Here is a 25,982-nt window from a genome sequence, read left to right on the forward strand (position 1 = left end):
CGATGCGTTAGATGGATGGGTATGGTTTCTCTTTTGAACAAACTTTTCAGACCGCTACCTTTGTTTTTTCACGTAATTGAAAGAAACTACGACGATTTCAACATCGGCAACTGATCACGCATGATTCGATACGAACAATTTGTACTTACCAACGGCCTGAAGGTGTATGTCCATGAAGACTCCTCCACCCCGATGGCTGCTGTCAATATTCTGTATAATGTTGGTTCTCGCGATGAGGACCCCAATCGCACCGGTTTTGCCCATTTGTTTGAGCACCTGATGTTTGGTGGCTCCCAGCATATTCCGGTCTACGACGAACCGCTTCAGAAAGTAGGCGGCGAAAACAATGCTTTTACCTCGCCCGACATTACCAATTACTACATTACACTTCCTGCGGCCAACCTTGAGACGGCTTTCTGGCTGGAATCGGACCGAATGCTCAGTTTGTCTTTTGATCCACAGGTTTTACAGGTCCAACAGAAAGTAGTGATTGAAGAGTTCAAGCAGCGGTACCTGAATCAACCGTACGGTGATGTTTGGTTGAGGTTACGCCCACTTGCCTACCAGCACCACCCCTACCAATGGGCAACCATCGGCAAAGACATTAGCCACATTGAGGATGCTACGCTGGATGATGTAAAACAATTTTTCTTTAAGCATTACCTGCCTAACAACGCGGTTATGGTCGTCGCCGGCAATGTTACGGTAGAGCAGGTTAAGCAATTGTGTAAGAAGTGGTTCGAGCCGATTGAAGCGGGTAATCCGTATGTGCGCGACCTGATTCAGGAGCCCATCCAGACCGAAGCTCGCTTCCTGGAAACGAGCGCCGATGTACCCCTAAACGTTCTTTATAAGGTCTACCACATGCCAGGTAGATTTGACGAAAATTATTACAAAGCGGATTTACTGGCTGATGTGCTGGGCAGAGGAAAGTCGTCGCGTCTGTATCAGCAATTATTAAAAGGTAACCGGCTTTTCTCCCAGGTTTCGGCTCACAACACAGGTTCGCTCGATCCGGGCCTATTGGTGGTCAGCGGTTCCTTAAACGCGGGCGTTTCGCTGGAGGAAGCTGACGCCGCCGTTGACAGCATTTTGCAGGAACTCGTTGCTGCACCCGTACCAGAAGAGGAATTGTTGAAAGTAAAAAATCAGGCAGAAGCAACGCTGGCCTTCTCAGAAGTGGAATTGCTCAATCGGGCGATGAACTTAGCGTACGCTGCCAACGCCGGCAATGCCGACTGGGTGAACCAGGAAGCGGATCGGATTCAGGCGGTTACCCCCGACGATGTGCAGCAGATGGCCCAGCAATTGCTGACCAAGCAAAACAGTTCGACCATGTATTACCGGGCAAAAGCATGAAAATTCGTGTAGGGCAAGGCTACGACGTTCATAAACTCGTAGAAGGGCATCCGTTTTGGCTCGGTGGCATTCAAATTCCGCATACGCACGGTGCTTACGGCCATTCTGACGCCGATGTGGTTTGCCATGTTTTGTGCGACGCGTTGCTGGGAGCCGCCAACATGCGGAACATCGGCTATCATTTTTCGGACAAAGATCCGCGCTGGAAAGGCGTCGATAGCAAAGTATTGCTAGCCGAAGTGCTGCGCATGATTCGTGAAGCTGGCTACGAGATTTCCAATGTCGATGTGACGGTTGTTTTGCAGGAACCGAAACTAAATCCGCACATTCCAGCCATGAAAACCTGCTTGTCGGGGGTTATGCAGATCCCGGAAGAAGATATTTCCATTAAAGCAACCACCTCGGAGCACATGGGCTTTGTGGGCCGTAAAGAAGGCATTGCGGCGTTCTGCGTAGCATTAATTTACAAAACTTCGTAAGTTCGAATAACCGTTATTTGCCCAACCACCAACTTGATCTTAACCATGCATTGTTTTCGTAGCTTACCTGCTTTGTTGTTGCTTTCGGCGACAGCGCTGGCGCAGCCCAAGGTATCAACGCCGAGCGGCCCCATCGACTTTGAAGAATACGAACCCGTTTCGACCCTGAAAGTTGCTGAACACAAGATAACCCGCTCCAAGTACCCGTTTATCGACGTGCATAACCACCAGTATAACATGGATAATGGCGATCTGACGAAACTGGTTACGCAGATGGACAGCCTGAACATGGGCATTATGGTCAACCTCAGCGGTCGTGGTTTTAGCAGTGAGGTTGCTGCCAGCACTCGTTTTTTGGATCAGGCGCTGGCCAATACCCACAAGACAGCACCCAGTCGGTTGGTCCTCTTCACCAACATCAACTTTGCCAACATTGGCGACAAAGGCTGGACGGACAAAGCTGTCAGACAGTTGGCAGACGACGTAAAAAAAGGCGCTAAAGGCTTGAAAATCTACAAGAGTCTCGGTTTTAACGTGAAAGATGTCGCGGGGAAACGGGTCAGTGTAGACGACCCGCGCCTCGATCCCATCTGGACAAAATGCGGTGAGCTGGGCATTCCGGTGCTCATTCACACCGGGGAGCCCAAATCCTTCTGGGATCCGATGGATCGTTTTAACGAACGCTGGCTAGAACTGAAAACTCACCCAAATCGCAGACGGACGAAGGACGACTCAATGTCTTGGGAGCAACTCATTGCCGAACAGCATAACGTGTTTCGGAAACACCCGAAAACGACGTTTATCAATGCGCACATGGGCTGGTATCCAAACGATCTGGTCAAGCTGGATAGCCTGATGAAGGTATTTCCCAATATGAATGTGGAAATTGGTGCTGTCATTGCTGAGTTGGGTCGCCAGCCACGGGCCGCGCGGGCCTTTTTTGAAAAGCATCAGGACCGGATTTTGTTTGGAAAAGATAGCTGGGTGCCCTCCGAATACGCGACCTATTTCCGCGTGCTGGAATCGGACGATGAGTACTTTCCGTACCATAAAAAATACCACGCTTTCTGGCGCATGTACGGCATGGCACTCCCCGACGAAGTACTGAAAAAAGTCTATTACAAAAATGCGTTGCGAATTATTCCGGGCTTAGATAAGTCTCTATTTCCCAATTGACAACAAACTGCGCTGGCGGATTTCACCAACAATCTGCCAGCCTTAAAATGACTCACCCGTAAAAATGTAGAAACCTGGCCCTTCGCGGGTAAAGCCCACATCCAGTCGCAGGAAAATATCTTTCTTAGGATACAGAAAATACCGCACGCCGAAGCCTCCCGTTGGCAAAATATTTTTGATTTGAAACGCCCCTATTTTAGGCGCAACGGTTCCCGCAGCCACAAAGGCGGCTGCGCCCAGGCGTTTGCTGAACGGCAGCGGCAAAAAGCGGTATTCAAGCTGGGTAGCTACGTAGTTTTTATCCCGGTACCGCCCGGCATAATAGCCTCGCATCAACATTTCGCCGCCCAGTAAGGCCAATTGATTAAAGGGAACATTTCCGTTCTGAAACGACCCAAAAGCCTGCCAGGCAAGTACCTGTTGCTCCCGGACGGGCCGATAGAGTCGTAAATCGACATTGACATTTGTGAAATTCAGGTTGCTACCCCAGGCCCGGTTGTAATTCAAATAAGCTACTTCTGCAAAAAAGCCATCCCGGACGTTCATCACGTTGTGCCGATTGTCATACACCAGACCCAAGCCAAGCCCGATGTTGGTCGAACCAGTACCTCCTAGTGGCAGCGGATACGGATTGCCATCTTCTGGCTGATGAAAATTCACACTGCTTAACCGCTGAAAATCAGCCTCTATTCCCCCAAAGAAGTTAGGACGAATCTTACGCAAAACCCGCTCCCGAAGCTGAATATTCAGGGCGTCTACCGTTGCCGAATTACTTCCCGATGTATTTGGGCCAATGCCGTAGTAGAGCAGCGGAAATTTTTGCAGACGCCCTTTCCCCAGAAAAAAATAGCGATCGTCATCACCATAAAGGGCGTGATCGAGGTTAAGACCGTACTGACCCAGCAGCGTTACAAAACCGAAAAGTTGTGCCTCACTTAACCGGTTTTTTTCGTAATCATTTTTGGCGTGATACAGGTAGACAGAGGATATCCCCAGTTCCAGGCTGGTTTCGGGAGCGTAGGCAATGGTTGGATAAAGTAAAAACCGAGGCTTGGCGGGAGAAGCAGTATCACTCACAAACTGTCCTGCCATCTGTTTTACCCACTGCCAGGGACGGAAGGTCTGCGCCTGGGTAGATTGCTGCAATAGCCATAAAAGAATCAATAATCCACTCCTTACTACCCGAGAACGCATGTGCCTGTCAGAACTAATTACCTACCTAACAAAGCGTCCTACTTGATGTTTGGTTCACTTATCCTAGAAGACAAGAATACTGGCTGGTTTTGGCCAATAATTACCCTAAAAAACACCATTTTGAGCGTGCTTTAAGGGTTTCCAAGGTTTAAAATGAGGGAAAGAAACTGAATTTATTTAACCAGCAAGTTCAGGGAGAAGCTTAATTATTCGAGAAGTCGCGAAAGGGCAAACGGTTGAGCTGATACCAGTATCTTTTCAGCATGTCTACGTACGATTTCCATTCCTGAAGGCTATCTGGCTTCCGGGTGTATGCCGCCGCCCCCGAACGATAAGCCTGTTCAATGTCTTGATTGGCATTCGAACTGCTCAAAATGACAATGGGCACTTTCCGCTGAAGCTGCTCTAGTAAGACAGGAATCAGCATAAGGCCATTCACCGATTGCTTCAAATCAATATCCAATAAAATCAGATTAGGCAAGTTCTTTTTTCCGTTTGACAGATGGTCCAGCGCAGCCTGAGGACTCATACAACCGGTAATGTTCGCTTCTGAAAATACCTTTTTTGAAACGCGGCTCAGTAAATCGAGCAGGCTAGGCTCATCATCTACAATCAGTATCTCAAAAGATTCATTTGGAGCCGTCATAATTGAAAATTATTTTGCAGATATAATCTAAACAAAGATAATGCATTTATCCTAGCGCTAAAGAAAAAACTGTAAATCAGTCATATATGTTAACATAACCCTATTTTATTTTTTCAATAAATCAGAATAGCCCGCCAGAATCAATAATTTACCTGCCTAATTTTATTTTCATGCTGATTACCAAATTTGTTATCTATAAATACAACATTCCACTAAAAGCTCCCATTGCCATTTCACTGGGAACCATCGAAAACGCTCGGAATCTGCTTGTTTGCATTCATACTGATCAGGGGTTTGTGGGTTGGGGCGAAGGATCGCCGTTCTGGATGATTGTGGGCGAAACCCAGGAAACGGGCTTCGCGGCGGCCCAGGATTTTGCCCGCCTTCTGCTTGGACAGAATGCATTGGATATTGAAGGAAACCTACAAAAACTGGATAATTACTTACCGGGTAGCTCTACCATTAAGAGCGCCATCGATATGGCGCTATATGATCTGGCCGCCAAGGCTGCCGGGATGCCCCTTTATGCCTTTCTGGGTGGTTCGAAGCAGACGCTCGTCACCGACGAAACAATTTATCTAAATACGCCCGAACGCATGGTTCAGGATGCTTTGCGCATCCAGGCGCAGGGCGGTGTGGCTATTAAGGTTAAGTTAGGCACTAATGCGCGCGACGACATCCGGCGAATAGAAGCCATTCGAACCGCGATTGGGGATCAGATTCCAATTCGAACGGACGCCAACCAGGGCTGGAATTTTGTTACGGCCCGAACCGTGCTAACGACCATTCAGGACTGGAATATTGAGTATTGCGAACAACCCGTTAAACGACCGAATTACGCCGATCTGAAGCGTTTACGCCAGCAAACCCGCGTACCTATCATGGCCGACGAGTCCCTTTTCGACCACCGGGATGCACTCCGCCTGGCGCAGGAAGAAGCGGTGGATTACTTTAACATCAAGCTGTCAAAAAGCGGGGGTATTTTTAACGCCCTGAAAATTAACGCCATTGCCGAAGCTGCCGGCATTCCGTGCATGATTGGGTGTATGTCTGAATCACGGTTAGCCATGACGGCCAAGGCTCATTTTGCATCTGCGCGCCGAAACGTACTTTTTTATGACCTTGATGGCCCCTTCGAACACGCCAAAGATCCTGTACTTGATGGCATTCGCTACGACGGCTATACGGTGGAGCTGCCCGACGCACCCGGAATCGGTGCATCGGTATCGGAGGCTTACCTGAGAAATCTCGAAAAAATCGAAATAAGCTAATTGTCAACCATGCTTGTCATTACTCAAGCCCAGACCGAGCAGGATTTGCAAGGTATTCTGGATTTACAACGCCGGAATCTTCGCCGTCTTATCGAAGCAGATACAGCGCACAGCCAGGGGTTCCTGGTCAGTGAATATGATATTCCTTTCCTGAAAAAAATGGCGGAGATCGAGCCGGGAATTATTGCAAAAGACGGCGACACGGTAGCGGGTTACTGCCTTCCCCTCCACCCTTCCCTGAGTTCCGAAAGCTTGCTGCTCACGTCAATGGTTGACACACTTAACAGGGTGGATTTTCAGGAAAAATCTTTATCCAGAAGCAATTACATCGTGGTTGGTCAGGTATGCGTGGGCGATGGTTACCGAAGCCAGGGACTTTTTGATCAGTTGTACCAGCACTTTAAGCAACAGTTGAGCGGTCGCTACGATTTGGCCGTGGCCGAGGTGGCCCAGCGCAACAGCCGGTCCCAACGCGCTCATGAGCGCGTTGGGTTCCAGAAAATTCATGACCATTTCGATCCGATGTACGACGAGACTTGGAACGTGCTGGTTTGGGACTGGCACTGATTGCTATTTCAGAACGCGCACTTTCACGTGGGAAGGCTGCTTTTCGCTCACATAAACCCGGTGCGTCGCTTTCTGAAAATCGGCTTCGGTAGCCTGATAAATATTGACGAATTTTTGCGGATTGCGGTCTACCAGCGGAAACCAAGAACTCTGCACCTGCACCATTATTTTGTGCCCTTTGCGGAACGTATGAGCGGCGTCCTGCATGTCAAATTTGACTTCGGTTACTTCGTTTGGTTTCATCGGCTCTGGTTTGGCGAAACTGTTGCGAAACTTGGCCCGCATTACCTCACCTCGGACCATCAATTGAAAGCCTCCCATTTTGGTGCCCGGAATCGGGCTATTGTTGGGCGCATCGTCGGGATAAACGTCAATTAATTTAACCACAAAATCCGCGTCGGTGCCGGTCGTTGACACAAATAAATCAGCCATCACATTACCCGAAATGGAAACATCTTCCGTCAATGGCTCTGATTCATAGACCAGCACATCCGGGCGGCGGGCCGCAAAACGCTGATCTTCGTACATATAATCACTGCCGCGTACAATACGGATTTCAGACGTATACGGCACGGGCTTCGCCGGATCGCTGGTGTATTCATCGAAAGCCTGATCGCGTTTTGGCGCATCAAACGAAAGCTTGCCGTTAGGATGCAGGTACAAGTTTTTCTCTTCGGAATCTTTCGGCGGCCACTGGTCGTATTTTTTCCACTGGTTTGAGCCTGTTTCGAAAATATACGCCTTTGGCAGCTGCGGATTCGGAGCGTCTTTCAGATAGTGATTGAAGAAAGGCAGTTCGATAGTCTCCCGGTAAAAAGGCCCCGTATTAGCATCAAACCGAATGTTTCCCAATGCGTCACCATTCCCACGTGACCAGCCACCGTGAATCCAGGGACCCATCACCAGCAAATTCGGTGACTTCGGCTTGTTGTTTTCGATTCCTGCGTAGGTTTTCAGCGGACCGTATAAATCTTCCTGATCGAACCAGCCACCTACCGTCAGCACGGCAGGTTTGATATTTTTCAGGTGCGGAACGGGCGTACGAGCCTGCCAAAAAGCGTCGTACGTTTCGTTATTCATCATCTCATTCCAAATGGCATTCTGATTCTTGAAATACCGTTCGTTTACGTTTTTTACCGGCCCCAGATTCAGGTAAAACTGGTATGAATCCGGCGTTCCGTAAGCCGCAAAACTCGGCGCTCCTTTGGGCGTTGGCTGGGGTCGGGGCTGGCCATACGACGACAAAAAGGCAAAAGTGCCCATCAGGAAAAAGGCGCCATTATGGTGCCGGTCATCGCCCATAAACCAGTCTGTTACGGGAGCCTGCGGCGAGGCTACCTTCAGTGCGGGGTGCGCGTCAATAGCCGTCATGGTCGTATAAAAACCGGGGGCAGAGATTCCCCAGCTTCCCACGCGACCATTGTTGTTGGGAATGTTTTTCAGCAGCCATTCGATGGTATCGTACGTATCTGAACTTTCGTCGATGGCCGTTTTTCCTTTTTTATTGGGTATATAAGGCCGAACCGCCACAAAATCGCCTTCCGACATGTATTTACCCCGCACATCCTGATAGGCAATAATATACCCGTCCCGCGCAAAAAGCATCGAAGGCCCAATTTGCGTTTTGTACTTATCTTCTCCATAAGGAGCTACACTATAGGGCGTCCGATCCAGCAGGATTGGATACTTCTGCGATGTGTTTTTAGGAATATAAATCGCGGTAAAGAGCTTCACGCCGTCCCGCATTGGCACCATCCGCTCAATCTTGGTGTAATTCTCCCGGATGTAAAGGGAATCGACTTTGTTAACAAAGCTTTGGGCAGCCAGTTTTTGGCCTAAAAGAAAAAGTAAAAGGCACAGGATAATTCTCTGTGCCTTTGCGAAATGGAATTTTGAGGTAAACCAGTGAGTCATTGATAGCTTTGTTGATATAGGTAACCGACCCGCAAATATAGCTGAAATGCGAAATAATCGGCTTACAGCACTTGGTTTGTGCCGTTCGTCAGTCCCTACACTTCTTCAGTTTGCAACTGCTTTTCGTACAACTCACGGTAAGCGCCGTTTCGGGCGATCAACTCGCTGTGGGTGCCTTGCTCCACGATTTGTCCGTTATCAATCACCACAATTTTATCGGCTAGTTTGGCCGACGAAACCCGGTGGGAAATAACCACTGAAGTCCGGTTTTCCATGATCCGGCGCAGGTTATTTAGAATAATATTTTCGGTATTGGTATCAACCGCCGAGAGGCAGTCGTCCAGAATCAGGATTTTTGGCTCGCGGGCAATAGCGCGGGCAATAGACAAACGCTGCTTCTGGCCACCCGACAAAGTAACGCCCCGTTCACCAATTCGCGTTTCAAACTGTTCTGGAAACTCCATGATATTACGGAGCAGATCGGCGTCACTAACCGCTTTCTCAATCTTTTCCTGCTTCATTTCCGGCATTCCGAAACGTACGTTGTTGCTGATGGTGTCCGAAAACAAGAACACTTCCTGCGGGACGTAGCCCATTTGCCGCCGTACCGATCCGACGTTGTAATCTTTTAGCGGAATACCGTCAATTAGAATTTCGCCGCCCGTTGGATCGTACATGCGCGTAATCAGGTTGGCAATGGTGCTTTTGCCCGAGCCGGTTGTGCCCAGAATGGCGACCGTTTCTCCCGCCTTCACACTCATGCTAAAGTTCTTCAGGGCAACAATGCCTGAGTCGGGATAAACAAACTGCACATCCCGAAACTCAATCTGCCCCTGAATATCGTGCGACACGTTTTTCTCCGAAACAATATCCGTTTTTGCGGACAGAAACTCGTTGATCCGCTGTTGTGAGGCCGCTGCCCGTTGGGTCTGGCTGGTTGTCCAACCCAAAGCCATCACCGGCCACGTCAGCATGTTTACGTAAAGGATAAACTCAGTAATATTTCCCGGCGTCAATCGCCCGGCCATGATTTCCTGACCACCCACGTAAATGACCAGAATGTTACTCAAGCCAATCAGCGTCACGATTAGCGGAAAAAAGAGGGCATCAACGCGCGTCAATCGCAGGGATTGGTCTTTGTAAATATCGCTTTCCCGCGTAAAATTTTCTGCAGAAACATTCTCCTGGACAAACGATTTCAGCACGCGAATCCCCGAAAAAGCCTCCTGCACAAACGTTGAAAGCCGCGATAGACTTTGCTGAATTTCTTCCGACCGCTTGATAATTATATTATTAATCAGGTAAATCGTCACCGACAAAACGGGGAGCGGTAACAGCACGTACAAGCTCAGGCGGGCATTGATGGAAACCATGTAAGAAATCACCAGAATGAACAGCGTGATCAGGTTGAGGCCATACATAATGGAAGGGCCAACATACATCCGCACCTTATTGACGTCCTCTGAAATGCGGGCCATTAAATCTCCCGTGTTGTTACGGCGGTAAAAACTAAGGGGTAAGGTTTGATAATGGTCGTAAATCTCATTCTTCAGATCGTACTCAATATGCCGGGACATGACAATCAGCGTCTGCCGAACCAGAAAAAGGAAAAACCCTTTCAGAAGTGCCATGATCAGAATCATCACACCATAGAGCAAAATACTAAAGGCAAAGATGCTGTAGAGATCCGCCTGTAAACGGCTGCCGTTGTAGAGAAAATAAATATCGAGTGTTTCGCGCACCAGGTCCAGCGCGTAGCGAACCAATTGCGCCGGCAAGATGCCAAAGAGATTGGAGATAATCGTAAAAACAGTACCCCAGATCAGATACCATTTATACTTAATCAAATACTTATTAAGGTGAGCAAGAGCTTTCACAAACAGCGAATCAGTAATATTTTGACTATAGGATGCCGAGGGGGTCCAGCTTGCTAACAGATTCAGGCCGGGATTGGTTGCAACCGAACCGGAAACGGCTTCCTTTCCGGCTGAATTCAGCCGGTTCGTTCCTTTATTCCTGTCCTTCTTTACTTCTTTCCTCCTTTCTCCGTACCTTTGCCAACGAAAACCATTTCACGCAAGTTCTTTGTTTCTTGCCGCTACAGCGGACTGTTCAAGCAGTCCCGCGGAACTATTAAAAGGATGTTAAGCAGACGTTTGTTACGTATAAAAGTGATGCAGGCACTTTATGGCCTGCGTCAGGTTGAATTGTCTAACCAGCAATTGGCGATCGATTCTATTGTTAGTCAGTTTCAGCCAGACCTTAATTCCATGGAGCCCCAAAACCTCCAGCAACTGGAAGGATACCGCCGCCTGGCGTCCCTCCTGTTTGAGGAAGGTTTGAAACAAGGTTCACTCGCTCAAGACGACGAAATGCCCTACCGGGTGTGGCGGGCGGCCAACGATGCGCTGGTGCTGTATAAGAACAAGACGGTTAAAGAACGGAATCAGTTAGTACAGCAGATTATTGAAGAAGTACGCACCATCGATGATTCTTATATTCGGGTATTGGTGTTGCTGCTAGATCTGGCTCACGTGGCCCGTCTGGATCGCGAACGGCTCTACGATGATCCCGATGCGCCCCAGGTTTCGAAAGAATCCGGCCTGGATCGTAACCGCGTTATTCGCGCGCTGGCAGACTACAAACCGCTGGAACTGGAAACGTTGCGCCGGGGAATTTCCTGGAGCAATGAGTTGCCACTGGTTCGTAAAATCTACATTGATGTCCTGAAACGGGACGAAATGTACCAGGAATATTGCACAAAGCACGAGCACACGGATGATGAAGAACAGCAGATTGTTCAGCATATTCTGCGCAACCTGGTTCTGAAACACGAGATTGCCCGGCACTACTTCGAAGAAACGGTTCTTCACTGGGCCGAAAACAGCGATCTGGCCCGAAGCATGGCCATCAAAACATTGAAATCCGTTCAGACAGCCGAAGGCATCAAGCTCGTAGCGCTGACGGACGACTGGGAAGAAGATAAGAATTTTATCGATACCCTGTATAAAAAATTCCTGGAGAATGACGAAGAATACGAAGCGTTGCTGGCCGAACAGTTGGTTAACTGGGATGTCGAGCGGGTTGCGTTTCTAGACAAAATTATCCTGAAACTGGCCCTCACTGAATTGTTGAACTTCCCGAACATTCCGGTGAAAGTGACTATCAACGAATACATTGAGCTGGCAAAATCCTATAGTACTCCGAAAAGCGGCAAGTTTGTCAATGGTATTCTGGACAGTTTAGCTGAGAAGCTAAAAACAACGGGCAAATTGCGGAAGAGTGGCCGAGGATTGTTAGATAACCGTTAATTATTGTAACGTTGTTTAATCTAAATGGTTATTCGTAAATTAGGCATGTTTCCTATCTTGCGAAACTTTCCTGAGTGACAACTTACAAAACCACTTGTTGAAGATATGAGCAGAACGAGTCAAACCCTGATTTCTTTCCTGGTTGGTAGCGCAACTGGCGCGATTATAGGATTGTTATATGCTCCTGACAAAGGAGCTGTTACCCGCGACCGCTTAACGTACCGCCTCTCTAAATACCGTGATCAACTGGAAGGTCTTTTGAACGAGATACTGAACTCAAATGACTTACCCGAAAGCTTTGCCAAAACGGAAGGCCAGCGCGTTGTGAACGACGCCCGCGAAAAAGCGGAGCGTCTGTTGGAGGACGTTGACCGGCTGATGGATCAAATTAAACGCCAGGGTTCTTAAGGACTCGGGCGAGCTAATAAAACACAATGAAACGCATTATTTTTGGAATATTCCTGATCGGAATCGGGTTAACTTCCTGCGATCGAAGCAATAAAAGTGCCGCAGCAGAAACAGAAGAATACGCGGATAAGCTGCCTAAAATTGTTTTCGCCGACGAGGGCGTTTACGATTTTGGGACTATCACGGAAGGGCAGGTCGTGGAGCGGGATTTTAAGTTCAAAAACGAAGGCAGTTTCCCGCTTATCATCAGCAATATCAATGTATCCTGTGGATGTACCACGCCCGAATGGCCCAAACAGCCTATCGAGCCGGGCAAGGAATCAACGATTAAGGTTCGGTTTAATAGTGCAGGCAAACGTGGAGAGCAGAACAAAACCGTAACGGTATACGCGAATACCAAACCAGAATATACCGAGTTGGCATTCCGGGCTTTGGTAAAACCCAAAGCAGACTCCACGCAAACGGCTAGTAAATAACTTGTATAAACCTACGTATGACTCTTTCATCCATTTTATTGCAGGCCCTTGATCAGCAGACCATTATGACCATTGTCATGTGGGTGGGTATTATTGGTGTTTTCTATTTTTTCATGATTCGTCCGCAGCAGAAAAAGCAGAAAGACCAGCGGTCATTCATTGACAATCTGAAAAAAGGCGATAATGTTGTCACCATTGGTGGTTTGCACGGTAAAGTTTACTCCGTTGAGGCGGCTACCGTTACTTTAGAACTAGATAAAGGTCTTAAGCTGACTTTTGAAAAAACGGCAATTTCACGCGAGGCATCGGTTAAAACACCCGCCTAAATTCGCGTAACGCCTATCTTTTAGATAACCGGATAGTTATTTCTATCCGGTTTTTAAATTTTCAGGTAATTTGCCACCACGAGATCTGTGAGAACTGTTAACTGAAAATTGTGCGTGTCTCTAAGTAATTCATCACCCCGCCCCATTCACCTGCCAACGCTGCTGCTTTGCCTGTTGCTAGCTACGTTGATCTGGCTTCTGAATACCCTGAATAAGGACAAATACACGGTTAACATCCAGTATCCAATTCAATTTGAATACGACCGGAATACCTTTATTCCGCTTTCTCCGCTTCCCCAAAACATTACGGTTAATGTGTCGGGAAATGGCTGGATTCTGCTACGAAAGACTTGGCTTCCTTTTCAGAATAAACCCGTTGTTTACCGGATTACCGATCCCCTTCGCGCTACGTCGATTAACTTGTCTCAATTGACGGCTTCGGTAGCCGAACAAACCAAGGAAGTGCACGTCAATACGGTGGCGGGCGATACGCTGGCGCTTGAGTTTGACCGACGGACCGAGCGGATCATCCCCGTTGCGGTCGACAGCGGTGCTATTGATCTGGAGGATCATTACATCATTACCAGCCTAATTAATATACAACCCCGTACGGTTCAGGTAGATGGTCCGGCGCGAATTGTAGGCAGTTTACCCGATACCTTGCGGATATCCATTCCTGAGCAGCGAATTACCAACAATTTTGACGGTGAAGTCCCCTTAAACTACCCGGACAACTCCCTTCTGAAGGTCAGCACCAACCGTGTGAAAGTTAGTTTTGAAGTGGCCGAACTCTTACAGCCTTTACCCACTCCATCCACGCCCAAATGAATGCTTCGGAGCCGCGTCCCTTACAGATTGGTGTAACCGGTGGTATTGGTACCGGAAAAAGCCTGGTTTGCCGCATTTTCAACGCTTTAGGGATTCCGGTTTATGAAGCCGATGAACGAGCGAAATGGCTGGTTAACCACGATGCGATTTTGCGGGCAGATATCATTCGTTTACTGGGGCCTAACGCCTACATGCCGGCGGGTGACCTGCTATCCGGGCAGTATAACCGCGCCTGGGTAGCTGCGCAGGTGTTCAATCACCCCGAACGTTTGCAAAGCCTTAACGCCTTGATTCATCCACGCGTTTACGCCGATACAGCATCCTGGGTCACTACGCACCAGCACTTGCCTTATGTTGTCAAAGAAGCGGCAATCATGAAAGCCGCGGGCGATGGCAATACGCTTGATAAGGTAATCGTGGTTCAGGCACCGCTCGAACTACGCCTTCAGCGCATTCGAAAACGCGATCCGCACCGCACGGAAGAAGAAATTATTAACATTATCAACCGACAGGCAACCGAAGCCGAGCGGCTGGCCATCGCTGATTTTGTCATTCATAACGACGAGAAAAGCCTGTTAATTCCGCAGGTTATCCAACTTCATCGCTTATTTTCGTCATCGCAGAACGCCTAGAAAAGCGTCTGCTTTGCCTTTACGAATCATCACCAAACTAAATCCATGCGAAAATATATTCTTCCGCTGATTGCCTGCGCCGTTAGCTTCGGAGCAGGTGCTTTCATGGCTAGTGACGACCCTAAAAAGCCCATCACTGCCGATTTAACAAATGCGGCCTCCCGCCTTCTGGGACTAGAGTTTTCGGAGGCTGAGCGTGACTCCATGCTCGGCAACCTGAACGATCAACGCAGTGATTACGAAGCCATTCGGAAAATTGATCTAAGTAACGACGTTGCTCCGGCACTCTATTTCAATCCCCGGCCAGCCGGTTTTCAGATGCCGCAGGGAGCTAGTTCCTTTAAGGCCAGCCCTATTGGTAAAGTGGCATTACCAGCCAATCGAACTGACCTTGCTTATTACACGGTTGCCCAGCTCGGTGAACTCATTCGTACACGCCAGATTACATCCGTTGAGCTGACCAAATTTTTTCTAAACCGGCTAAAAACCTATAACCCAAAGTTGCTGTGCGTCATTACCTTAACAGAAGAGCTGGCCCTGGAGCAAGCTCGTCGGGCAGACACGGAAATTAAGGCCGGTAAATACTGGGGTCCCTTGCATGGTATCCCCTATGGCGCGAAGGACCTGCTGGCCAAAAAAGGCTATAAAACGACCTGGGGGTCTGTCCCCTACAAGGACCAAACCATTGACCTTGACGCTACCGTTATTCAGCGGTTAGAGAAAGCAGGGGCTGTTTTGTGCGCAAAAATGACGCTGGGCGAACTGGCGATGGGCGATGTCTGGTTCGGTGGTATGACCCGTAATCCCTGGGATACGAAAGCGGGTTCCAGTGGCTCCTCGGCTGGCTCGGGTTCAGCAGTTGCGGCTGGTTTACTTCCATTTGCCATTGGTACCGAAACGCTGGGGTCGATTGTATCGCCATCCACAGTCAACGGAGTAACGGGTTTGCGTCCTACATTTGGTCGTGTAAGCCGTCACGGAGCGATGGCCCTTAGCTGGTCGATGGACAAAATTGGCCCCATGACGCGCTCAGTCGAAGACTGCGCCCTGGTGTTTAATGCGATTTATGGCCCCGATGGAGCTGATCAAACGGTGGTCTCCGCTCCTTTTCGGTATGCGCCTGTAAATTCGCTGAAAGGTGTACGCATCGGTTACGTTAAAATTGGCTTCGATGGCGATTACTCGACCAAAGCCAGCGATCAGGCAGCACTTGATCTTCTAAAAAAGCAGGGTGCGGAGTTAGTCCCCATCGATTTACCCGACCTACCTGCCAGCAAATTGCTTTTTCTCTTGAGTGCCGAAGCTGCCGCCGCGTTCGACGAGCTAACGCGCTCCGGGAAAGATGACCTGATGGTGCGGCAGTTTAAAAATTCGTGGCCCAATGAATTTCGTTCGGCACGCTTTATCCCTGCCGTGGAGTATATTCAGGCTAACCGGGTGCGTACCAAGCTCATCGACGCCATGTACGCCACGCTGAAAAAAGCCAAGGTAGATGTTTACATTTCACCCACATACCGGGGCGGCAACCTGACCGTTACTAACCTGACGGGGCACCCCTGCGTTGTGTTGCCCAATGGTTTTAATGCTAAAGGCTTGCCAACCAGCATTACGTTTACGGGTCAGTTGTACGAAGAAGGAAAAGTACTCGCGATTGCCAAAGCGTATCAGGACGCAACAACCTGGCACCAGAAACACCCCAACTTATAAAGCAAAAAGGACAGCATCTCTGCTGTCCTTTTTGTTAATTGACTGTGCTACTCTTTAAATGCTTATCCAGGTAATCTGTGTATTGCTGGTGCAGCAGCAGGTAACTGGGACCATTGTAGGCAACCCCGTGCGCACCCGGCGGATAAATGCGTAAATCATGGTCTTTTCCGGCATCAATCAGGGCGTTAACCAACTGCATGGTATTCCGAATGTGGACGTTTTCATCCATTGTCGAATGCGCAATAAACATCTTGCCTTGCAGGTTTTTAGCGTAGGTTGACGAAGCGCTTTTCTGGTATTTCGCTTCATTTTCCGGCATTAATCCCATGTAACGCTCGGTATAAATACTGTCATACAAACGCCAGTCGGTAACGGGAGCACCCACCAGAGCGACCTTAAAGATACCCGGATGCGCCAGCATGGTGTAGCTGCTCATGTAACCGCCGTAGCTATGCCCACGAATAGCCATTCGGTTGCCATCGGCCCAAGGCAACGTAGCCAGGTATTTGGCCGTTTCAACAAAATCCAAGCTTTCGTACTGGCCTAATTTTTCGTACGTAACCTTCTCGAAAGCGCGTCCGTAGGCACCGCCGCCCCGGTTGTTTACGCTAACAATCACGTAGCCTTGCTGCGCCAGCCACTGGTGCCAGCCACCGCCACCGAAATCGTTGTAGACCGACTGAGCCCCTGGCCCGCCGTAGATGTCTATCACAACCGGATATTTCTTGTTTTGGTCAAAATCGAGCGGTTTGATGACAGAAATGTCAATTTTCTGCCCATCCGACGTGGTGAAGTTCATTAGTTCCTTTGGCGCGTAGGCATGCGTATTCAGGTATTCGCGCACACGGGCATTGTCTTCCAGCGTCTTGATTTTTTTGCCTTTGGTATCCCAAAGTTCTACCTGCGTAGGCGTTGTTATGTTGGAATACCGATCAATGAAATACTGGCCATTTGGCGAAAAATTAACCGTATGCCGCCCCGCTGTCTGGGTAAGCTTCCGCTTGTTTTTCCCATCAAAATCAACCACATACAGTTGTCGCTCAAGCGGCGATTGCTCCGTCGAGATGTAATAAATTTTCTTGGCTTTAGCATCCACACTGTGGACATACGTCACTTCCCAGCCACCTTTGGTTACTTGATTGAGGAGCTTTCCGGTATAATCGTAGCGGTAAACGTGCGCGTAGCCATCCCGCTCCGATACCCAGAAAAACTCTTTTGTTTCGGTTGGGAAATAGAAGTAATGCATGATACCAGCGAAGAAATCGAAAATATCAACCCAGGTATCCGACTTTTCTTCCATGATCTGTTTGGCACTTCCTGTCCGGGCGTCAGCCAAAAACAGCTTCAGGTGGTTTTGCTTGCGATTCAGATGAACTAGGGCAAGCTGGCCTTCCTGCGCTGTCCAGTAAATACGGGGGATATACCCATCTCCCAGATCGACTTTCATCCATTGTTTGCTGCGGTTCGCAATTTCAACCACACCGATGCGCACAGTCGGATTGCGATCGCCAACACGGGGATACGGCAAAGAATCGAATTTTTCGTCAAATCCTTTGTAATCCGTCAGGCGGTACAGCGGAACCTGCCGCTCATCAGACTGCCAAAACGCAATGAACTTGCTATCCGGCGACCAGTCCCAAGCCTGGGCAAGTCCAAATTCTTCCTCATACGCCCAGCCAAAACGACCGTTGTAAAAAAAGGGTACTGCATCGTTAGTCAGTTGGGTTTCCTGCTGCGTACCGAAGTCGAACACGTACAGATTTCCTCCCCGCTCGTAGCCTACTTTTGAGCCATCCGGCGAAACCTCCGCGGTCTGCGCATCTTTGGCAACCTGTTTCAGGCTTTTATTAGCGACCGAATAAACGTAGTAATCGGAAACACCTGACCGCCGCCAGACAGGTCGGAAGTTGGTTTGGAAGACAATATTTTTTGAGTCCTTTGTCCATTGAAAAGACTGGTACTCAAAGGATTTTTCAGTGCCGGGAAATTTTAACTGGCTACCATCAAAAACCGTTTCTTCGCGTTGGTCTTTGGGCGAAAACGTTTTGATTACATTTTGTCCGGAAAGGTAAGAAAACTTCGTTCCTCCCTCGATCCAGTTGACGCTGCGGGGGCCGTTGGAACCTGCCAGTTGGTTGCTGGCAAACAGCGCCTCCTGTAAATTCTGATAGCGTTGTTTCTGTTGGGAAAACGCGGGAATGCTAACAACTAAAAAAAGCAGAACCCGGACGGTAAAATGGGATTTAAGCATGTCTGCGATGAACTGAGAGAAATTATTTTTCAAATTTAACGAAAAAATTCTTCCCGCTCATTCCTTCCCTCGCAACGCTAAATCCAGTCAAAAACCGTCCGGATACGTCTATATTAGTTATCAATTCGTAGAAAATCGCCGTTCTTGTCGAATTTCAGGTCTAGTCCATTTGATAATTCAATTTCGTATTCTGCATTGCCGTCGCGGTCTTTTTCCCAGCTAAAGATCGATTGCTGCGCAAAATTTGCCTTTGTATACGTCAGGATTTTCGCGGGTGTAACCACCGCATCTGGAATCGCCGTGTTCTTGCCGTCTACCTGCGTACACTCGCCCGCGTCGGTGAAATCCAGATCGAACCCGTTGCTGAGAATCACATCAAAGCTATTCTTAAGCCCATCTCGCTCTTTAGATACTTGTAAAATTTTCTCCTGTGGAAAATGTGTGCTTATAAAAGTAACGGCTCCTTGTGGCAATGAACTTTCAGGAACTACCTTATCGCTGTCACAGGACGACATAGCCAGGAAAGTAAAGGCAGAAAGGATAGCGAATGTCTTTTTCATGGGAGTATTTTTATGATTCTTGTGAGTCTATGACCCACGAATCACAACTTACCCCTACGGCCAATTGTTTTTTTACACTTCCATCTTCAAGGCACGACCAACTTCCTTTTGATATAGCCTTCCAATCGGCAGTTCCTGACCGCCAATATCAACGTGATTAGGAGTATATGCCTGAATTTTTTCGATGGCCACCATATAAGAGCGGTGAATGCGCAGGAAAGCGCTCTCCGGCAACATCTCTTCGAGCGAACTGATGGTTTGCTTCACAACCAGAGGCCGCGCCACGGTCGTTATGATTTTGACGTAATCTTTCAGGCTTTCGATGTACAGAATGTCGCGGGTAAACACTTTCACCATTTTCCGATCCACCCGAAAATAAAGGAAAGCGCTTTGCTCAGGGGCAGAGGTTTTGGGTTCTGGCAGCGAAATTGTGGGCTCACTGAGCCGGTTATCCACCCGCATTACTTTTGAGACTGCCTTTAAAAATCGCTCAAACGGAATGGGTTTCAGAAGATAGTCAACCGCGTCAAGGTCGAAGCCATCGAGCGCGTATTCGCGGTAAGCGGTGGTGAAAATAACTTTGGGCGGATGACTTAGGCTGCGTAAGAAATCGGTTCCAAGCAAACGAGGCATTTTGATGTCCAGAAACAGCAGATCCACGGCTTTTTCCTGCAAAACGCCGAAGGCCTGCACTGCATTAGGGCAGGTTCCGACCACTTCCAGACCATCGATCATGTCGATATACGATTTCAAGACTTCCAGAGCGGGCGGTTCGTCATCGACCAGTAGACAACGTAGTTTCATCACACGGTTTCAATTAAGGGCGTTGTTATAAAGCTCCTATGGTCAGGCCGGGTGCTTTCTTCGGCTAACTCCAGCGTCAGATAAACCATAAAGGTTTCTTCTTCGGGGACAACTTTGAGTTCGTAGCGGCCGGGATAAAGCAGTTCCAGACGCTTTCGCACGTTTTGCAGACCGATACCCCCTTCCTGCTTTAGTTTGCGTTCATCTGCCTCCCGGCTATTAATCAGCTTAAATTTCATTACCTGCTCCTGAACTACCAGATCCAGGTGCATCCAGGCTTGTTCCAGCTGCTCACTGGTGCCGTGTTTAAAGGCATTTTCTAGAAGCGGTATGAGCAAAAGCGGCGCAATCAACTTTTGCTGCGTATCGCCCTTTATTGTCACCGACATATCCAGGCGCGAGCCATACCGAAGTTGCTCAAGACCGATGTAATTACGCAAAAAAGCAATTTCTTTTTCCAGCGGCACCTCCGCCGCGTTGGCTTCATAGAGCATGTAGCGCAGAAGCTCCGCTAATTTTAACACCACCGAAGGCGAATGATCCGACCGATGCAACGTTAGCGAGTAAAGATTATTAAGCGTATTAAACAGAAAATGCGGGTGAATCTGGGATTTCAATAATTGCAACTCCGCCTGAAATTTTTCCTTCTCGATCTGGCGGTAAGCCTGCTGTTTTAAAAACCACACTTTCATGAGCTTGATCGCTGCCGCAAATCCCGCAACAGTAGTAGCTCCGCGAAATCCCGCCATCAATAAATACGTAAACCGGCTTGGCCTCGTGCTGCCATCTCCACCCAGCCACTGGTGTACGGGCGTAACAACAAACGCAGAAAGTAAAGATGACACAGACGCACTGGCAAACGAAAATAAGAGAATACCCAAAAATATTTTCAAATACTGGCCCTGCTGCAAATAGCGGGGGAATAACACATAGATAATTCCGTACGCCAGGGTCATGTGTGCAGGCATAAAAATCAACGCATCTACACCCGAAAATATAAACCCTTTTAGAAAAGCGGTTACCTTATCGTGACCCTGCTGCAACAGATTGCCAATCGGAAAGACACCATACAACAACGTAAAGCTTAGCCAGACGACCAACCAGAACAGACCGTGCCGCGCCAGCCGGTAACGAGGCCGGTTTGAAAAGATAAAATTGTTGTCAAATAGTTGCATACGAACGTCCGATTACTGGCCGAATATAGACAAACAGCCCCAGAAACGCCTCTTCACCAGATAGATAGTAGACAAACGGCACTGTTTTATCGCTGAATGGTTTTTTCTATCGCCGAATTGCATTAATCGCTCATTCGCTCTTCTCTGCCTATCAAGCCAATGCACTGGACGAAATACGCAGCGAAGCCATTCAGGAGCTATTACTTTTGATTCATCATTCACAGTAAACAACAAGCACGATGAAAACACGCGTAAACAGCCTCTACACAGTAGTTCTTTTTCTATTAATAACACTACCTAGTTTCGCCCAACGTAAGCCCACTCCCCAGCCTTCTAAAGATGGGTATTGGGTAGTCGAGACGGTCCCCGGCGCCGAACGGAAAACTACGGCCTATTTCTATAACCAGACGCATACGCTCATTTACCGGGAAAACTTAAAAACTACCCGCATCAACTTACGCCGGTCCAAGACCCTGGCTCATTTCAACACCGTCCTGGAGCAGGCCCTCCGCCAATATAGCACCACGCAGCAGCTTGCATCGGATCAGAATTGGGTAGCCGTTCGGATTCGTTAATGAAATTTGGTTGTCGTAGTTTGGTTAGTACGCCCAGCCATGCCCCGGTCTATTCGGTTCATTCCGAGAGGCCGGGTATTTTTTTGTCTAGGGAAGACAAAGAATAGAAATTTAGCCGAATTTAAACCAAGTTCTTTATTTTAGGGCGATTACAGCTTTTGCTTTCCGGCTAAGGTCCTGTTGGGAATTTGTAAAATCGTTTATCGTGCGTAAGTTATTCATTGGCTTTCTGAGTGTTGTCGGCGGAATTCTCTTTCTTTTAGTTGGTTATGCTTATCACAACAGCCGTGATCGCCACCCTGGTTATGCGCTGGACTTAACAATCGATGCTCCACTACAGGCTAAGCCTTTGCAAGTTGGCTTTTCAGCGCTGAAAATTACCCCTATCCTCGCTGATCATTGGAGGGATAAAAACGGAAATGCCGCCTACGAACCAGAACTAGGCGACACTTATCAGGATGGAAATGGCAACGGCCGGTTCGATGCCTATTGGATGGCGGGCTTCCGCAATCGCCGGGCGGCTAACGGCATACACGATGACCTCTGGGCACGCGCAATAGTGATTGACGATGGGCAGACTCGGTTGGCTATTGTCGCCCTTGATTTGCTGGGTTTCAGCCATAAAAACGTCATTAATGTTCGCAAAAAACTACCCGCCCGCGCCAAAGTCAACTATGCTATTGTGTGCAGTACGCATAATCATGAGGCTCCCGACCTACTCGGTTTATGGGGTGAAAAACGGTACGAGTCTGGCGTTAATAAAGCATATGAGCAATTTGTAGAAGACCAATCTACTAAGGCTATCATGCTGGCCGTTAAGAATTTGCAACCCGCCCGCCTCCGATTCGCTCAGGATTCAACGGGTGCCGACTCGCTTATCCTCGACACGCGAAAACCGCTGGTAAAGGACGCAGGAATCTACATCATGCAGGCGTTGGCCGCCGATAAAGACACGACGCTCGGAACGCTTGTTGTGTGGGGAAACCATCCCGAAACGCTCTGGGACAAGAATTTACAACTCACGTCTGACTTTCCACATTATGTTCGTGAATACCTTGAAAAAGGAATCCAAGACACGACAGCTACCGTCCAGCCGGGCTTGGGCGGAACTGTTGTTTACGCCTCTGGCTGTGTTGGCGGCCTGATGACTACCTCGCCTAAAGTAGCCGTCAAAGACCCCGTAACTGCCCAAATGTATCAGGAGCCTTCTTTCGATAAGGCCGCCGCCGAAGGCAAAAAGATAGCCATGTTGGTATACAAAGCCTTACAAAATGACATTACCATTGTTACAGAATCAGGGATTCAGTTACGAGCACGCACGCTTGAGTTGCCCCTAATTAACCGGCTTTTTCAATTGGGCGTAGCAGCGGGAATTCTGGACATGGGCTACAGCAGTTGGGGCATGTTGCGCACCGAAATTGCCGCCTTTCAGCTTGGTGAAGCCAGTTTTCTGTGCGTTCCCGGCGAACTTTACCCGGAAATCGCCAACGGGGGCGTAGAGTCGCCGCCAGGTGCTGACTTTAGAAGCAGGCCGCTGGAAACCCCTCCGCTTCGTAGCCTGATGAGAGGGAAATACAAGTTTGTGCTAGGATTGGCCAATGATGAACTCGGATACATTATCCCGAAAAGTGAGTGGGACGAAAAGGAACCGTATCTTTACGGGTCAAAGCAAAAGCCCTATGGCGAAATCAACTCCGTTGGGCCGGATACAGCGCCGAAATTATACCAGTCGTTAGCGGAAATCCTGCGCGATTTATAATGCTAAATAATTTATTTCTATGCGGATTTTGATTATAGAAGATGAGCAGGAAGTAGCCTCGTTTATCAAAAGTGGCTTGGAAGACTATGGTTTAGAGGCAGATACGGCGGGCGATGGCCTGATTGCCCAGCGCATGCTAGCCAACAATGAATACACAACCGTTATCCTGGATGTAAACCTACCGCTGATCAATGGTTTTGAGTTGTGTAAGATTATCCGGGAGCGCTACGAGGATTTGTCTATTCTAATGCTTACCGCTTTGGGAAGTACCGAAAGTAAAATTACGGGCCTGGATGCAGGTGCAGATGATTACCTGGTGAAGCCTTTTGAATTTCGTGAATTGATGGCTCGTCTGCGGGCGTTGAATCGCCGAAAAGGAAACAATCATACCGAAGCCATTGTCCTTAAAATAGCTGATTTAGAATTAAATCAACAGAGCAAAACGGTTAAAAGAGGATCGCAGAAAATAGCCTTGACAGCTCGCGAGTTAGCGCTTCTTGAATTCTTTATGAAAAATCAAAATAAAGCGCTAACTCGAAGTGAAATTACCGAAAAAGTTTGGGATGTTAATTTTGATACAGGTACAAATGTCGTTGATGTTTATGTGAATTATTTACGAAAAAAAATCGATAAAGATTTCACTCCAAAGCTCATTCACACCATCAGCGGAATCGGTTATATTATGCAAGAATCTGACGATTAATAAATGAAAATTCGGGCCCGGCTTTCGGTTACATTTCTTTTAATTGTAGCAGCGAACCTGCTTATATTTACGTTTGTCATTTATTTTATTTCCGAATATTATCGCCAAAAAGATTTTTACAATCGATTGAGCGATAAGGCTAAAACAATGGCGCGTTTATTAATTGAAGAAGATGAGGTTAGCCCCAAAATTATTCAATTAATTGAACGCAACAACCTAACCGCCCTGCCAAAAGAGCATATCATTATTTATAATCCTAACAACAAGATTATCTATGCCAGTGTTGATACCCCCAACAAGATTGTAGAAGAACTTAACCTTTTAAATCGGGTCCGTACCAAGAAAGAATTCTTTGTTCGTTACGCAGGTCAGGAGATTGTTGGTTTGGTATATCCATTTCAAAATCAGGAATTTGCGGTCATTGCCTCTGCCTATGATGAATATGGTTTAGCCGAGATGGAACACCTTCGGACGATTCTTGGTTTTGGGCTTATTTTTAGTTTGACGCTGGTTGGGCTATCAGGCTGGATTTACGCGGGTCGGTCGCTAAAACCCATTTCCGCGGTTATTCGGCAAGTTGATCAGATTACGGCCTCCAACCTGGCCCAGCGTGTTACAGCCGGAAACGATGAGGACGAAATAGCCCAGTTGGCCCAGACGTTCAATCTGATGCTTGACCGCGTACAAAGCGCTTTCGAAGTCCAGCGCAACTTTGTGGCTAACGCTTCTCACGAGCTTCGTACTCCGCTAACCATAATCACTGGTCAGATCGAAGTGACGCTTATCAAAAGGCGCACGGTAGAAGAACACGAAGCCAAATGGAAGTCCGTTTTGGAAGTCATTAAACGCCTCAACAAACTATCCAATAACCTGCTTGAACTTGCCCAGGTAAGCCTCGACGATGCTCCAATGAACTTTCAGGAAATTGCCCTGGATGAGGCAATTTACCAGGCCGCGCAGATGCTGACTACCAAACAGCCGAATTATCACGTCATTTTTTCGTTTGAAGGAAATACCATAGCGCTCCAACCTTCTTTGACGGTACAGGGCAATAAATCGCTTTTAAATTCGGCTTTTTTAAACTTAATGGAGAATGGATGTAAATTCTCCGATAAAGGGCAGGTCGAAGTGATTTTAGGTGCCAATGACCAGTGGGTTACCGTGCAAATTAAAGACGAAGGAATTGGCATTTTAGAGTCTGACATTAAGCATATTTACGAACCTTTTTTCCGCGCCGAAAACGCAAAACGAATCCACGGCTATGGAATTGGCCTTCCCTTAACGTACCGGATTATTCAGCTTCACCACGGCCAAATCTCCGTTTCTTCTCAAATTAATAAAGGAACATCTTTCTTTATTAAATTCCCAAAAAATCTCTAATCGTTTTCTAATCATATTGCCATCAAATTCTAATAGCATTGTAATCGTTTTCTCATTAAGCTCTAACATTTTCCTAATTGAGCGTCTTTATATTTGCAGTAGTTTTGTATCATCTCATTCCTGCATCCCATTAATTCTAAAAGAGAAAAACGATGGTACCTGAAAATAGTAATCTCAAAAGAAACAAAAAGCTCCTTCTTAATTGGGGTATCGTTTGGGGACTTCTTTTCGCTACAATTGCCCTGGATCTTTACCTTGACTATCGTGAAAAAAATATAGAAGGACGCACCTACCGCTCTCAATACAACGCCAAGGTTAAAGAAGTTGATTCTCTGCAAGTTGTAAAAAGCCAGCTAGAGAAAGAACTATTTGAAATAAGATCGAAACAAGAGCAGAGCGCCTTGTCAAATCAAGTAGACGATTTGGATGACCGCGCGGCAATAATTGCCAAAAAGTAATCCACCCAACAGCATCCCCTACA

Annotated in this window: 25 protein-coding genes; 17 read left to right on the forward strand and 8 right to left on the reverse strand. The window is 47.9% G+C overall.

Annotated elements, in window-relative coordinates; all coding sequences use genetic code 11:
* The first annotated feature begins 120 nt into the window (after positions 1 to 120).
* Genes L0Y31_RS02330 through L0Y31_RS02340 form a run of 3 tightly spaced genes read left to right on the forward strand, consistent with a single transcriptional unit; the run spans position 121 to position 3,014 of the window.
* Entirely contained in the window at positions 121 to 1,359 is a 1,239-nt protein-coding gene (locus L0Y31_RS02330; protein WP_234735506.1) for a M16 family metallopeptidase, read from the forward strand.
* Positions 1,356 to 1,838 carry a 2-C-methyl-D-erythritol 2,4-cyclodiphosphate synthase gene (gene ispF / locus L0Y31_RS02335; RefSeq protein WP_234735508.1) on the forward strand — a complete coding sequence of 161 codons (483 nt, stop codon included), beginning with the start codon at positions 1,356 to 1,358 and terminating at the stop codon, positions 1,836 to 1,838. The genes L0Y31_RS02330 and ispF overlap by 4 nt, the downstream gene beginning before the upstream one ends.
* A gap of 45 nt (positions 1,839 to 1,883) precedes the next feature.
* Positions 1,884 to 3,014: an amidohydrolase family protein gene (locus L0Y31_RS02340; RefSeq protein ID WP_234735509.1), complete on the forward strand. Its 1,131-nt coding sequence runs from the start codon at positions 1,884 to 1,886 to the stop codon at positions 3,012 to 3,014.
* 42 nt (positions 3,015 to 3,056) lie between these two features.
* On the opposite strand, the gene L0Y31_RS02345 is transcribed toward L0Y31_RS02340, so the two are convergent.
* Positions 3,057 to 4,208, reverse strand: coding sequence for a BamA/TamA family outer membrane protein (locus L0Y31_RS02345; protein ID WP_234735511.1), 1,152 nt, complete (start codon positions 4,206 to 4,208; stop codon positions 3,057 to 3,059).
* 202 nt (positions 4,209 to 4,410) lie between these two features.
* Entirely contained in the window at positions 4,411 to 4,854 is a 444-nt protein-coding gene (locus L0Y31_RS02350; protein WP_234735512.1) for a response regulator, read from the reverse strand.
* Between the two features lie 170 nt (positions 4,855 to 5,024).
* Between L0Y31_RS02350 and L0Y31_RS02355 the strand changes: the two genes are divergently transcribed.
* Complete coding sequence (locus L0Y31_RS02355) at positions 5,025 to 6,125, forward strand: mandelate racemase/muconate lactonizing enzyme family protein (RefSeq protein ID WP_234735514.1); 1,101 nt, start codon at positions 5,025 to 5,027, stop codon at positions 6,123 to 6,125.
* 9 nt (positions 6,126 to 6,134) lie between these two features.
* Entirely contained in the window at positions 6,135 to 6,692 is a 558-nt protein-coding gene (locus tag L0Y31_RS02360) for a GNAT family N-acetyltransferase (protein WP_234735515.1), read from the forward strand.
* Positions 6,693 to 6,695: 3 nt separating this feature from the next.
* Here the strand turns inward: L0Y31_RS02360 and L0Y31_RS02365 are convergent, their stop codons facing one another.
* Together L0Y31_RS02365 and L0Y31_RS02370 are read right to left on the reverse strand one after the other, a co-directional pair.
* Positions 6,696 to 8,606 (reverse strand): CocE/NonD family hydrolase, encoded by a 1,911-nt coding sequence (locus tag L0Y31_RS02365; RefSeq protein ID WP_234735516.1) that lies wholly within the window; start codon positions 8,604 to 8,606, stop codon positions 6,696 to 6,698.
* A 95-nt stretch (positions 8,607 to 8,701) separates the two neighbouring features.
* Positions 8,702 to 10,483: an ABC transporter ATP-binding protein gene (locus L0Y31_RS02370; protein WP_234735517.1), complete on the reverse strand. Its 1,782-nt coding sequence runs from the start codon at positions 10,481 to 10,483 to the stop codon at positions 8,702 to 8,704.
* Positions 10,484 to 10,762: 279 nt separating this feature from the next.
* On the opposite strand from L0Y31_RS02370, the gene nusB reads away from it, so the two are divergent.
* From nusB to L0Y31_RS02405, 7 genes are all read left to right on the forward strand, one after another.
* A complete protein-coding gene (nusB, locus tag L0Y31_RS02375) occupies positions 10,763 to 11,917 on the forward strand; it encodes a transcription antitermination factor NusB (RefSeq protein ID WP_310587130.1) in 1,155 nt (384 codons plus the stop codon).
* Between the two features lie 105 nt (positions 11,918 to 12,022).
* A complete protein-coding gene (locus tag L0Y31_RS02380; protein WP_234735518.1) occupies positions 12,023 to 12,325 on the forward strand; it encodes a YtxH domain-containing protein in 303 nt (100 codons plus the stop codon).
* A 26-nt stretch (positions 12,326 to 12,351) separates the two neighbouring features.
* Positions 12,352 to 12,801, forward strand: coding sequence for a DUF1573 domain-containing protein (locus tag L0Y31_RS02385; protein ID WP_234735519.1), 450 nt, complete (start codon positions 12,352 to 12,354; stop codon positions 12,799 to 12,801).
* A gap of 17 nt (positions 12,802 to 12,818) precedes the next feature.
* Positions 12,819 to 13,127 carry a preprotein translocase subunit YajC gene (gene yajC, locus L0Y31_RS02390; RefSeq protein WP_234735520.1) on the forward strand — a complete coding sequence of 103 codons (309 nt, stop codon included), beginning with the start codon at positions 12,819 to 12,821 and terminating at the stop codon, positions 13,125 to 13,127.
* Between the two features lie 114 nt (positions 13,128 to 13,241).
* On the forward strand, positions 13,242 to 13,955 hold the full coding sequence (locus L0Y31_RS02395) for a YbbR-like domain-containing protein (RefSeq protein WP_234735522.1): 714 nt from the start codon (positions 13,242 to 13,244) through the stop codon (positions 13,953 to 13,955).
* Positions 13,952 to 14,587 carry a dephospho-CoA kinase gene (coaE, locus tag L0Y31_RS02400; protein WP_234735523.1) on the forward strand — a complete coding sequence of 212 codons (636 nt, stop codon included), beginning with the start codon at positions 13,952 to 13,954 and terminating at the stop codon, positions 14,585 to 14,587. Before L0Y31_RS02395 ends, coaE begins: the two co-directional genes overlap by 4 nt.
* Positions 14,588 to 14,632: 45 nt before the next feature.
* Positions 14,633 to 16,294, forward strand: a complete 1,662-nt coding sequence (locus L0Y31_RS02405; RefSeq protein WP_234735525.1) for an amidase — start codon at positions 14,633 to 14,635, stop codon at positions 16,292 to 16,294.
* A gap of 34 nt (positions 16,295 to 16,328) precedes the next feature.
* On the opposite strand, the gene L0Y31_RS02410 is transcribed toward L0Y31_RS02405, so the two are convergent.
* From L0Y31_RS02410 to L0Y31_RS02425, 4 genes are all read right to left on the reverse strand, one after another.
* Positions 16,329 to 18,545, reverse strand: coding sequence for a S9 family peptidase (locus tag L0Y31_RS02410; protein WP_234735527.1), 2,217 nt, complete (start codon positions 18,543 to 18,545; stop codon positions 16,329 to 16,331).
* Between the two features lie 113 nt (positions 18,546 to 18,658).
* Positions 18,659 to 19,105 carry a PepSY-like domain-containing protein gene (locus L0Y31_RS02415; protein ID WP_234735528.1) on the reverse strand — a complete coding sequence of 149 codons (447 nt, stop codon included), beginning with the start codon at positions 19,103 to 19,105 and terminating at the stop codon, positions 18,659 to 18,661.
* A gap of 72 nt (positions 19,106 to 19,177) precedes the next feature.
* Positions 19,178 to 19,909: a LytR/AlgR family response regulator transcription factor gene (locus L0Y31_RS02420; protein ID WP_234735530.1), complete on the reverse strand. Its 732-nt coding sequence runs from the start codon at positions 19,907 to 19,909 to the stop codon at positions 19,178 to 19,180.
* Entirely contained in the window at positions 19,909 to 21,084 is a 1,176-nt protein-coding gene (locus tag L0Y31_RS02425) for a sensor histidine kinase (RefSeq protein ID WP_234735531.1), read from the reverse strand. Before L0Y31_RS02425 ends, L0Y31_RS02420 begins: the two co-directional genes overlap by 1 nt.
* A 239-nt stretch (positions 21,085 to 21,323) precedes the next feature.
* Between L0Y31_RS02425 and L0Y31_RS02430 the strand changes: the two genes are divergently transcribed.
* From L0Y31_RS02430 to L0Y31_RS02450, 5 genes are all read left to right on the forward strand, one after another.
* Positions 21,324 to 21,659 (forward strand): hypothetical protein, encoded by a 336-nt coding sequence (locus L0Y31_RS02430; protein ID WP_234735533.1) that lies wholly within the window; start codon positions 21,324 to 21,326, stop codon positions 21,657 to 21,659.
* Between the two features lie 205 nt (positions 21,660 to 21,864).
* Positions 21,865 to 23,418 carry a hypothetical protein gene (locus L0Y31_RS02435; protein ID WP_234735535.1) on the forward strand — a complete coding sequence of 518 codons (1,554 nt, stop codon included), beginning with the start codon at positions 21,865 to 21,867 and terminating at the stop codon, positions 23,416 to 23,418.
* Between the two features lie 19 nt (positions 23,419 to 23,437).
* Positions 23,438 to 24,121 carry a response regulator transcription factor gene (locus L0Y31_RS02440; RefSeq protein ID WP_234735536.1) on the forward strand — a complete coding sequence of 228 codons (684 nt, stop codon included), beginning with the start codon at positions 23,438 to 23,440 and terminating at the stop codon, positions 24,119 to 24,121.
* Positions 24,122 to 24,268: 147 nt separating this feature from the next.
* Positions 24,269 to 25,501 (forward strand): sensor histidine kinase, encoded by a 1,233-nt coding sequence (locus L0Y31_RS02445; RefSeq protein ID WP_234735538.1) that lies wholly within the window; start codon positions 24,269 to 24,271, stop codon positions 25,499 to 25,501.
* Positions 25,502 to 25,653: 152 nt separating this feature from the next.
* Positions 25,654 to 25,959 carry a hypothetical protein gene (locus L0Y31_RS02450; protein ID WP_234735539.1) on the forward strand — a complete coding sequence of 102 codons (306 nt, stop codon included), beginning with the start codon at positions 25,654 to 25,656 and terminating at the stop codon, positions 25,957 to 25,959.
* The last annotated feature ends 23 nt before the right edge of the window (positions 25,960 to 25,982 follow it).

Origin of the sequence: Tellurirhabdus bombi, from assembly GCF_021484805.1 — a bacterium.
Classification (GTDB): Bacteria; Bacteroidota; Bacteroidia; order Cytophagales; family Spirosomataceae; genus Tellurirhabdus; species Tellurirhabdus bombi.